Source organism: Streptomyces sp. NPDC051173, from assembly GCF_040689515.1.
Classification (GTDB): domain Bacteria; phylum Actinomycetota; class Actinomycetes; order Streptomycetales; family Streptomycetaceae; genus Streptomyces.
Genome location: NZ_JBFBBD010000022.1, coordinates 52,092 through 62,479, shown reverse-complemented (window position 1 = coordinate 62,479; position 10,388 = coordinate 52,092). Strand labels below are relative to the sequence as shown.

The following is a 10,388-nucleotide window of genomic DNA, read 5'->3' as shown; positions in this document are numbered from 1 at the left end:
CCGGACCCGGCCCACCCCGACATGCGGTCACCGCGCCCGTGGTGCGGAGGCGGCTTCCATGTAGGCATTCTGGCCGTCCCGGCGGCGATCCGTCACCGCCTGTGGATAACTCAGTGCCGTGGGTCGATCTCCCGTAGCAGACCCGTCGTCACGTCGAAGACGAAGCCCCGCACGTCGTCGGTGTGCGGCAGGAACGGCGAGGTCCGCACGCGCTGCATGGACTGGCGGACGTCCTGGTCCAGGTCCTTGAACGCCTCCACCGCCCACGCGGGCCGCTGGCCGACCTCGGCCTCGATCTCGTGCCGGAAGTCCTCGGTGAGGGTCAGCAGGCCGCAGTTGGTGTGGTGGATCAGCACCACCGAACGGGTGCCGAGGGCGCGCTGGCTGATCGTCAGCGAGCGGATGATGTCGTCGGTGACCACGCCGCCGGCGTTGCGGATGGTGTGGCAGTCGCCGAGCTCCAGGCCGAGCGCGGCGTGCAGGTCGAGGCGGGCGTCCATGCAGGCGACGACCGCGACCTTGAGGACCGGGCGGGCGTCCATCCCGGGGTCCGTGAAGGCGGAGGCGTACTCGGCGTTGGCCTGAACGAGGCGATCGGTGACGGTGCCCGGTTCGTGGGCACGGACACCGGCGGAGCTCCGGGGCGTCGGCTGGGACGCGGATATCGACATGTGAACGACGGTAGTCGGCCAATGGCCCGCAGGCCCGCCCCGCTTTGGTAAAAAGGCCGCTGACATGCCCTTCTGTGAGGTAAGCCACAAGGTCGCCGACCGTGCCGCCATACGGGTGAGAGGGCCGGCCGCCATGATCCACCGGCCTCTTCGCGGCACCCGCGGACCGCTGCCGGGACGCGCTGGCCGGTTGATTGACCAGGGGGACGAGTGGACTAAAGTGGCGCGAAGTGGGAGGCCCGATGCTCCCCTTGGAACCGAATACCCGCAACGGCGCGACGCGAACGTACCTCCCGGCCTCCTCCCGCTCCCCGGTCGTCCGGCGCCACTTCCCCGGTGCCGGATCCGGCCGCTTCCCCTTGGGGCGGGTGGGGACCCGGCGGTACGTACGCCCGTGCCCGGGCCCGCCGAATTCTCAGAAGGGCGCATGAGCAGCAACGCGCGACACGTCCCCGTCATGCTCCAGCGCTGCCTGGACATGCTCGCCCCAGCCCTCACCGAGCCCGGGGCCGTCGTCGTCGACTGCACCCTCGGGGCCGGCGGGCACAGCGAGGCGCTGCTCGCGCGGTTCCCCGAGGTCCGCCTCGTCGCCCTCGACCGCGACCCCACCGCCCTCGCCCTCGCCGGCGAGCGGCTGGCCCCCTACGGCGACCGCGCCACCCTCGTCCGCGCCGTCTACCACGAGCTGCCCGACGTGCTGAAGCGGCTCGGCATCCCGAAGGTCCAGGGCGTCCTCTTCGACCTCGGCGTCTCCTCCATGCAGCTCGACGAGGCCGACCGCGGCTTCGCCTACGCGCAGGACGCGCCGCTGGACATGCGCATGGACCAGACGACGGGCATCAGCGCCGCCGAGGTCCTCAACACCTACGCGCCCGGTGAACTGGTGCGCATCCTGCGCGCGTACGGCGAGGAGAAGCAGGCCAAGCGGATCGTCTCGGCCGTCGTCCGGGAGCGCGAGAAGGAGCCGTTCAGCAACAGCGCCCGGCTCGTCGAGCTGATCCGCGACGCGCTGCCGCAGGCCGCCAAGCGCACCGGAGGCAACCCCGCCAAGCGCACCTTCCAGGCCCTGCGGATCGAGGTCAACGCCGAGCTGGCCAGCGTCGAGGAGGCCATCCCGGCCGCCGTCGCGGCCCTCGCGGTCGGCGGGCGCGTCGCCGTGCTGTCCTACCAGTCGCTGGAGGACCGGATCGTGAAGCAGGTCTTCGCGGCCGGCGCCGCCACCACCGCGCCCCCCGGGCTGCCCGTGGTGCCCGAGCGCTACCAGCCCCGCCTGAAGCTGCTCACCCGCGGCGCGGAACTGCCGACGGAGGAGGAGATCGCCGAGAACCGGCGCGCCGCCCCCGCCCGGCTGCGGGGCGCCGAACGCATCAGGGAGGACGCCCCGTGACGCCCGCCGCCCGCGGCCGGGGCACCCGGCTCGGCCGGCTGCGGGCAGTGGGCCCGGCCGGGGCGAAACGCACCCCGTTCGTCTTCCTCGTGGTGGTGCTGCTCGGCTCCGGGCTCATCTCGCTCCTGGTGCTCAACTCCGCGCTCAATCAGGGCTCCTTCGAGCTCACCAAGCTCCAGCGCAAGACCACCGAGCTCACCGACGAGCAGCAGGCGCTCCAGCAGGAGGTCGACCGGCTCGCCGCCCCCGACGCCCTGGAGCGCCGCGCCCGGAAGCTCGGAATGATCCCCGGCGGCACGCCCGCCTTCCTCGGCCCGGACGGCACCGTCCGCGGCTCGCCCGCCCCGGCCGGCCAGGAGGACCCCGCGAACCTCACCACCCAGCTGGCCCCCGGGCCCCGCCCCGCGCCCGCTCCCGCACCGGTCGCGGCCCCCGGCCCGAAGCCCGCCCCTGCCGCCGCCCCGGCCCCCGGGCCGGGCACGCCGCCGCACGCTCCGGACCTCCTCGGCGCCGGGCCCCTGCCCGCGCCCCCCGCCCCCACGGCAGAGAAGACCGCTCCGACCACCGGCAGGTGACGCTGTGCCGCTTACCCCCGGGGGCCTGCCCCCGCGCATCCCGCAGCCGGCGCGGGCCCGAGCCGTGGCCGGTGCGTCATGACCGCCCCCAAGAACCCCAGACCGCCCCGGCAGTCCGGTGCCGCCCGCCGGGGCGTGCCCGGCCCCGCGCGCCCCGCCGCCCGGCCGCCGCGCCCCCGCGCCGGTGCGCAGTCGCTGCGGCTCGGCAGCCCGCGCCCCCGGCTGCGGCTGGTCGGCTTCGGACTCACGTTCGTCCTGCTCGCCTTCACCGTGCGGCTCCTCCAGGTGCAGGCCGTAGACGCGAGCGCGTACGCGGCCCGCGCCAACGTCAATCGCTACATCCCCGTCACCTTGGCCGCCGAGCGCGGTGCCATCACCGACCGCACCGGGGTGGACCTGGCCACCACCGTCGACGCGTACGACATCACGGCCGCGCCCGACCTGCTGACCCCCGAGCGGATCAAGGCCGACGGCGCCGCCCGGAAGGCCGCGGGACTGCTCGCCCCGGTTCTCGACGAGCGCCCCGCGGTCCTGGAGCAGAAGCTCACCGCCAACCCCCGCTCGAAGTACGTCGTCCTCGCCCGCCAGCAGAGCCCCCAGGTCTGGAACCGGATCAAGGAGCTGAAGAAGACCTCCGCGCAGCAGGCGGCGAAGAAGAAGGGCGCCGACGTCCTCGCGGGCATCAACCGCGAGCCCCACAGCAAGCGCGTCTATCCCAACGGCCCCCTCGCCGCCGGGATACTGGGCTTCGTCAACGCCGGGGGCCGGGGCGGCGGCGGCATCGAGGCGCAGCTCGACAAGGAGCTCGCCGGCCGGGACGGCAAGCTCGTCTACGCCCAGTCCGGCGGCCGCCAGGTGCCCACCGGCGACGTCAAGGAACAGCCCGCCGTGCCCGGCTCCGACATCGAGCTGACCATCGACCGGGACATCCAGTGGGCGGCGCAGAACGCCATCGCCCAGCAGGTGCAGGAGTCGCAGGCGGACCGCGGCTACGTCGTCGTCCAGGACACCCGCACCGGCGAGATCCTGGCGATGGCCAACGCCCCCGGCTACGACCCCAACGACCTCACCCACGCCGACCGCGCCGCCCTCGGCAACGCCGCCCTCCAAGACGCCTACGAACCGGGCAGCGTCAGCAAGGTGATGACCATGGCGGCCGTCCTGGAGGAGGGCAAGGCCACCCCGGACACCCGTGTGGAGGTGCCCAACCGGCTGCTGCGCGCCGACCGGTCCTTCGCCGACGACATCGACCACGCCACCTGGCACCTCACGCTCAACGGCGTGCTCGCCAAGTCCAGCAACATCGGCACGATCCTCGCCTCCGAGCGGCTCGGCACCACCCAGGCGCAGGCCAACGAGGTGCTCGACTCCTACCTGCGGAAGTTCGGCATCGGGGCGCCCACCGGCCTCGGCTTCCCCGGCGAGACCCCGGGCATCCTGGCGAAGCCGGGCAAGTGGAGCGATTCCCAGCAGTACACGATCCCGTTCGGCCAGGGCCTGTCCCTGAACGCCGTCCAGGCCGCCTCCGTCTACTCCACGATCGCGGGCGGCGGCCAGCGCGTGCAGCCCACCCTCGTCCGCGGCACCAAGGGCCCCGACGGCCGCTTCACCCCCGCCCCGGCACCGGACCGGACCCGCGTCGTCAGCGAGAAGACCGCCCGGGAGCTGACCACCATGCTGGAGTCCGTCGTCGACGACCGGGAGGGCACCGGAACCAAGGCGAAGATCCCCGGCTACCGCGTCGCGGGCAAGACCGGCACCTCCAACCGGGTGGATCCGCAGACCGGCCGCTACCACGGCTACACCGCGTCCTTCGCCGGCTTCGCCCCCGCCGACCAGCCCCGGATCACCGTCTACTGCGCCATCCAGAACCCCACCAAGGGCAGTTACTTCGGCGGCCAGATCTGCGGTCCCGTCTACAAGCAGGTGATGGAGTTCGCGCTCAAGACCCTCCAGGTACCGCCCTCCGGCACCGAGCCCCCGCGGCTGCCGGTGAGCTACGACGGCCAGTGACCCGGAGCCCGGCGTGACGACGATCACTACCGATCACGGGAACCGCGGCGCGGTACGCCCCTCACTTCGCGACGGGGCGGGTGCGCCCGGTACGCTCACCGCCGTGCCCCACGCTGATCAGTCCCACACCAGCCCCAAGGACGCCCCCGCCGTACAGCCCGTACAGCCGGGAGCGCCCCGCCCGACCCAGGTCCGCCCCGTGCCCCTCGCGGAGCTGGCCGGTCAGCTGGGCATCCCCGCTCCCGAGGCCCCCGGCGCGGCCGTCACCGGCATCACCCACGACTCGCGGGCCGTGCGCCAGGGCGACGTCTACGCCGCCCTGCCCGGCGCCCGCTTCCACGGCGCGGACTTCGCCGCCCAGGCCGCCGGCCTCGGCGCGGCGGCCGTGCTGACCGACCCGGCGGGCGCCGAGCGCGCCGCCGCCACCGGCCTGCCCGTCCTCACCGTGGACGACCCGCGCGGCCGGATGGGTGAGCTCGCGGCGACGATCTACGGACAGCCGGGCCACGATCTGCTCCAGATCGGCATCACCGGCACCTCCGGCAAGACCACCACCGCGTACCTCATCGAAGGCGGCCTCAAGGCCCTCGGCGGCCTCACCGGCCTCATCGGCACGGTGGAGTCCCGCATCGGTGACGAGCGCATCAAGTCCGAGCGCACCACGCCCGAGGCCACCGACCTCCAGGCGCTCTTCGCGGTGATGCGCGAGCGCGGCGTCCGCTCGGTCGCCATGGAGGTGTCCAGCCACGCCCTGGTGCTCGGCCGGGTCGACGGCTGCGTCTTCGACGTCGCGGTCTTCAACAACCTCAGCCCGGAGCACATGGAGTTCCACTCCGGCATGGAGGACTACTTCCAGGCCAAGGCGGAGCTCTTCACCAAGGCCCGCAGCCGCGCCGGCGTCGTCAACCTCGACGACGAGTACGGCCGCCGCCTCGCCGAGGGCGCCTCCGAGGTGCCCGTGGTCACCTTCTCCGCCGAGGGGCACCCCGACGCGGACTGGCGCGCCGCCGACGTCGAGATCGGCCCCTTCGACTCGGTCTTCACCGTCCTCGGACCGAACGGCGAGTCCGTACGGGCCCGGTCCCCGCTGGCCGGCCCGTTCAACGTCGCCAACGCCCTCGCCGCCGTCACCGCGCTCGTCGCCGCCGGGGTCGACCCGCAGGCCGCCGCCGACGGCGTCGCCGCCGTGCCCGGCGTCCCCGGCCGCCTGGAGCGCGTCGACGCGGGCCAGCCGTATCTGGCCGTCGTCGACTACGCGCACAAGACGGACGCCGTCGAATCGGTTCTCCGCGCCCTGCGCAAGGTCGGCACCGGCCGGATCCACGCCGTGCTCGGCTGCGGCGGCGACCGCGACACCACCAAGCGCGCCCCCATGGGCGCCGCGCTGGCCCGGCTCGCCGACACCGCCGTGCTGACCTCGGACAACCCCCGCTCCGAGGATCCCCTCGCGATCCTCGCCACCATGCTCGCGGGCGCCGCCGAGGTGCCCGCCCACGAGCGCGGCACGGTCCTCCTCGCGGAGGAGCGCGCCGACGCCATCGCCGCCGCGGTCGCCCGCGCCGAACCCGGCGACACCGTCCTCGTCCTGGGCAAGGGCCACGAACAGGGCCAGGACATCGCCGGAGTCGTCCGGCCCTTCGACGACCGCCTGGTGCTGCGCGAGGCCATCGAGCGCCGCGACGCGGCCCCCACGCACCGGAACGACCAGGGATGACAGACCGCCATGCGCGCACAAACCTCCCCCCGGCAGCACTCCCGAACGGACGGAGGTAATTCCCAGTGATCGCTCTGTCCCTCGCCGAGATCGCCGCCATTGTCGGCGGGCAGCAGCACGACATACCGGACCCGGGCCGCACGGCCGACGGCCCGGTCGTGATCGACTCCCGTGAGGTACGCCCCGGCAGTCTCTTCGCCGCCCTGCCCGGCGACAACGTCGACGGCCACGACTTCGCCGAGCGCGCGGTCGCCGCGGGCGCCGTGGCCGTCCTGGCCGCCCGCCCCGTCGGCGTCCCCGCCATCGTCGTCGACGACGTGGTGGCCGCCCTGGGCACGCTCGCGCGCGCCGTCGTGGAGCGGCTCGACGCCACCGTCGTCGCCCTCACCGGCTCCGCGGGCAAGACCAGCACCAAGGACCTCATCGCGCAGCTCCTGGAGCGCCTCGGCCCCACCGTCGGCCCGCCCGGCAACTTCAACAACGAGATCGGCCTGCCCCTCACCGCGCTGCGCGCGGACGAGGACACCCGCCACCTCGTCCTGGAGATGGGCGCCCGCGGCATCGGCCACATCCGCTACCTCGCCGAGCTCACCCCGCCGCGCATCGGTCTCGTCCTCAACGTCGGCACCGCCCACATCGGCGAGTTCGGCGGCCGGGAGCAGATCGCCCAGGCCAAGGGCGAGCTGGTCGAGGTGCTGCCGCCGGCCGCGGAGGGCGGCGTCGCCGTGCTCAACGCCGACGACCCGCTGGTCCGCGCCATGAGCAGCCGCACCAAGGCCCGCGTCGTCCTCTTCGGCGAGGCCGCCGACGCGGACATCCGCGCCGAGGACGTCCGTCTCACCGCGACCGGACAGCCCGCCTTCACGCTTCACACACCCACCGGGTGCGGGGACGTGACCATGCGGCTGTACGGTGAGCACCACGTGTCGAACGCGCTCGCCGCCGCCGCCGTCGCCCATGAGCTGGGCATGCCCGCGCACCGGATCGCCACCGCGCTTTCCGAGGCCGGCCAGCTCTCCCGCTGGCGGATGGAGGTCACCGAGCGTGCGGACGGCGTGACGATCGTCAACGACGCCTACAACGCGAACCCCGAATCCATGCGAGCCGCGCTGCGCGCGCTGGCCGCCATGGGACAGGCCGCCACGGCGAAGGGGGGCCGCACGTGGGCCGTGCTCGGTCAGATGGCCGAGCTCGGTGACGACGCGCTCGCCGAGCACGACGCGGTCGGACGGCTCGCCGTCCGGCTCAACGTCAGCAAGCTCGTCGCAGTCGGGGGCAGGGAAGCGGCCTGGCTGCAGCTGGGCGCCTATAACGAGGGTTCGTGGGGTGAGGAGTCGGTGCACGTGTCCGACGCGCAGGCGGCGGTCGACCTGTTGCGCAGCGAGCTGCGACCGGGTGACGTCGTGCTGTTGAAGGCGTCCAGGTCGGCGGGGCTGGAGCGGGTCGCCGCGGCGCTGCTCGCCGGCGAGGGCGAGGGTGCCCGCTGATGAACCAGATCCTCTTCGCGGGTGTCATCGGTCTCTTCCTGACCCTGGTCGGCACCCCGCTGCTGATCAAGTTCCTGGCGCGCAAGGGCTACGGCCAGTTCATCCGTGACGACGGCCCGCGCGGCCACGCCGGGAAGAAGGGCACGCCCACCATGGGTGGCATCGCCTTCATCCTGGCCACGCTCATCGCGTACGCCGTCACCAAGGTCATCACCAGCAAGGAGCCGACGACGTCGGGTCTGCTGGTGCTGTTCCTGACGGCGGGCATGGGCCTCGTCGGTTTCCTCGACGACTACATCAAGATCGTCAAGCAGCGGAGCCTGGGTCTGCGCGCCAAGGCGAAGATGGCCGGCCAGCTGATCGTCGGCATCGCCTTCGCCGTGCTGGCGCTCCAGTTCGCGGACACCCGCGGCCAGACCCCGGCCTCCACCCGGCTCTCCTTCACCCAGGACTTCGGCTGGTCCATCGGCCCGGTCATCTTCGTGGTGTGGGCGCTGTTCATGATCCTCGCGATGTCGAACGGCGTGAACCTCACCGACGGCCTCGACGGCCTCGCCACCGGCGCCTCCGTGATGGTCTTCGGCGCGTACGTCTTCATCGGCACCTGGCAGCACGGCCAGTGGTGCGGCAACTCGGTGACCGCCGACGCGGCCTGTTACGAGGTGCGCGACCCGCTCGACCTGGCCGTCGTCGCCTCGGCCCTGATGGGCTCCTGCTTCGGCTTCCTGTGGTGGAACACCTCACCGGCCAAGATCTTCATGGGTGACACCGGCTCGCTCGCCCTCGGCGGCGCGCTCGCCGGCCTCGCGATCTGCTCCCGCACCGAGCTGCTGCTGGCCCTCCTGGGCGGCCTGTTCGTCCTCATCACCATGTCCGTCGTGATCCAGGTCGGCTCCTTCCGCATGACCGGGAAGCGCGTCTTCCGCATGGCCCCGCTCCAGCACCACTTCGAACTCAAGGGGTGGAGCGAAGTCCTTGTGGTGGTCAGGTTCTGGATCATCCAGGGCCTGTGCGTCGCCGTCGGACTCGGAATCTTCTACGCCGGATGGTTGGCCATCAAGTGACCCCCGCCCCGAACAGCACCGCCTGGACCGGCGAGCACATCACCGTCGCCGGCCTCGGCGTGAGCGGCGTCAGCGCCGCCCGCGCCCTGGCCGGCCTCGGCGCCCGGGTGACCGTCGTGGACGGCGGCGACAGCGAGGCGCTGCGCGAGCGCGCCGCCGAGCTGGAGGGGCAGGGCATCACCGTCCGCCTCGCGGACGCCACCACCCTGCCCGAGGGCACCGGACTGGTCGTCACCTCGCCCGGCTGGAAGCCCGACAGCCCGCTCTTCGCGGCCGCGGCCGCGGCGGGCGTCGACGTGGTCGGCGACGTCGAGATCGCCTGGCGGCTGCGCGGCGAGGACGCCGCGCCGTGGCTCGCGGTCACCGGCACCAACGGCAAGACCACGACCGTCCAGATGCTGGCCTCCATCCTGGAGGCCGCCGGCCTGCGCACCGCGGCCGTGGGCAACATCGGCACGCCGATCATCGACGTGGTGCTCGCCCAGGGGGACGAGGGGGCCGAGCCCTACGACGTCCTCGCCGTCGAGCTCTCCAGCTACCAGCTGCACTGGGCACCCTCGGTGCGCGCCCACTCCGCGGCCGTACTCAACCTCGCGCCCGACCACCTCGACTGGCACGGCTCCATGCAGGCGTACGCCGCCGACAAGGGCCGCGTCTACGAGGGCAACCAGGTCGCCTGCGTCTACAACGTGGCCGACCCCCGCACCGAGCAGCTGGTGGTCGAGGCGGATGTCGAGGAGGGCTGCCGCGCCATCGGCTTCACCCTCGGCCCGCCCGGCCTGTCCATGCTCGGCGTCGTCGACGGCATCCTCGTCGACCGGGCCTTCGTCGCGGACCGGCAGAAGAACGCCCAGGAGCTCGCCGAGGTCTCCGACATCAAGCCGGCGGCCCCGCACAACATCGCCAACGCCCTCGCGGCCGCCGCCCTCGCCCGCGCCTTCGGCGTCGAGCCCGCTGCCGTACGGGACGGGCTGCGCGCCTTCCGTCCGGACGCCCACCGCATCGCCCACGTCGCCGACGTCGACGGCGTCGCCTACGTGGACGACTCCAAGGCCACCAACACCCACGCCGCCCAGGCGTCCCTGGCGGCCTACGACTCGATCGTGTGGATCGCGGGCGGTCTCGCCAAGGGCGCCACCTTCGACGACCTCGTCGCCGGGTCCGCCGAGCGGCTGCGCGGCGTCGTCCTCATCGGCGCCGACCGGGCCCTGATCGCGCAAGCGCTGGCGCGACACGCCCCGGATGTGCCGGTGGTCGACCTCGACCGGACCGACACTGGGGCGATGGCCGCGGCGGTCCAGGAGGCCGCGCGGCTCGCCGGCCCGGGGGACACCGTACTCATGGCCCCGGCCTGCGCCTCGATGGATATGTTCGTCAACTACAACAAGCGCGGCGAGGCATTCGCCGAGGCGGTCCGGGCCCTGTCGGGCCCGGAGCCGGACCGCGGCACGGAGCAGTAGCCGCACGGTCCCCACGG

General features: G+C 73.4%; 8 protein-coding genes. 7 read left to right on the top strand and 1 reads right to left on the bottom strand.

The genetic code is table 11. The features are described from left to right. Positions 1-110: 110 nt before the first annotated feature. Positions 111-671 carry a carbonic anhydrase gene (locus tag AB0435_RS14935; protein ID WP_366005803.1) on the bottom strand — a complete coding sequence of 187 codons (561 nt, stop codon included), beginning with the start codon at positions 669-671 and terminating at the stop codon, positions 111-113. Positions 672-1,098: 427 nt separating this feature from the next. Here AB0435_RS14935 and rsmH point away from each other — a divergent pair, with 427 nt between their 5' ends. From rsmH to murD, 7 genes are all read left to right on the top strand, one after another. Continuing rightward, positions 1,099-2,058 (top strand): 16S rRNA (cytosine(1402)-N(4))-methyltransferase RsmH, encoded by a 960-nt coding sequence (rsmH, locus tag AB0435_RS14930; protein WP_366005802.1) that lies wholly within the window; start codon positions 1,099-1,101, stop codon positions 2,056-2,058. Next, complete coding sequence (locus AB0435_RS14925) at positions 2,055-2,633, top strand: septum formation initiator family protein (RefSeq protein ID WP_366427172.1); 579 nt, start codon at positions 2,055-2,057, stop codon at positions 2,631-2,633. The genes rsmH and AB0435_RS14925 overlap by 4 nt, the downstream gene beginning before the upstream one ends. Positions 2,634-2,711: 78 nt before the next feature. After that, positions 2,712-4,646, top strand: a complete 1,935-nt coding sequence (locus tag AB0435_RS14920) for a penicillin-binding protein 2 (protein WP_366427171.1) — start codon at positions 2,712-2,714, stop codon at positions 4,644-4,646. A 13-nt stretch (positions 4,647-4,659) separates the two neighbouring features. Further along, positions 4,660-6,360 carry a UDP-N-acetylmuramoyl-L-alanyl-D-glutamate--2,6-diaminopimelate ligase gene (locus AB0435_RS14915; protein WP_366005798.1) on the top strand — a complete coding sequence of 567 codons (1,701 nt, stop codon included), beginning with the start codon at positions 4,660-4,662 and terminating at the stop codon, positions 6,358-6,360. A gap of 65 nt (positions 6,361-6,425) precedes the next feature. Continuing rightward, positions 6,426-7,847, top strand: a complete 1,422-nt coding sequence (gene murF, locus AB0435_RS14910) for a UDP-N-acetylmuramoyl-tripeptide--D-alanyl-D-alanine ligase (protein ID WP_366005797.1) — start codon at positions 6,426-6,428, stop codon at positions 7,845-7,847. Continuing rightward, positions 7,847-8,911 carry a phospho-N-acetylmuramoyl-pentapeptide-transferase gene (gene mraY / locus AB0435_RS14905; RefSeq protein WP_361527074.1) on the top strand — a complete coding sequence of 355 codons (1,065 nt, stop codon included), beginning with the start codon at positions 7,847-7,849 and terminating at the stop codon, positions 8,909-8,911. Before murF ends, mraY begins: the two co-directional genes overlap by 1 nt. Next, positions 8,908-10,371, top strand: a complete 1,464-nt coding sequence (gene murD / locus AB0435_RS14900) for a UDP-N-acetylmuramoyl-L-alanine--D-glutamate ligase (protein WP_366427170.1) — start codon at positions 8,908-8,910, stop codon at positions 10,369-10,371. The genes mraY and murD overlap by 4 nt, the downstream gene beginning before the upstream one ends. Positions 10,372-10,388: the final 17 nt, after the last annotated feature.

What these genes read in the sequence shown, in the direction of transcription:
- rsmH (WP_366005802.1), top strand. Translation starts at nt 1,099, where the DNA reads ATGAGCAGCAACGCGCGACACGTCCCCGTCATGCTCCAGCGCTGCCTG.
- mraY (WP_361527074.1), top strand. Translation starts at nt 7,847, where the DNA reads ATGAACCAGATCCTCTTCGCGGGTGTCATCGGTCTCTTCCTGACCCTG.
- AB0435_RS14920 (WP_366427171.1), top strand. Translation starts at nt 2,712, where the DNA reads ATGACCGCCCCCAAGAACCCCAGACCGCCCCGGCAGTCCGGTGCCGCC.
- AB0435_RS14935 (WP_366005803.1), bottom strand. Translation starts at nt 671, where the DNA reads ATGTCGATATCCGCGTCCCAGCCGACGCCCCGGAGCTCCGCCGGTGTC.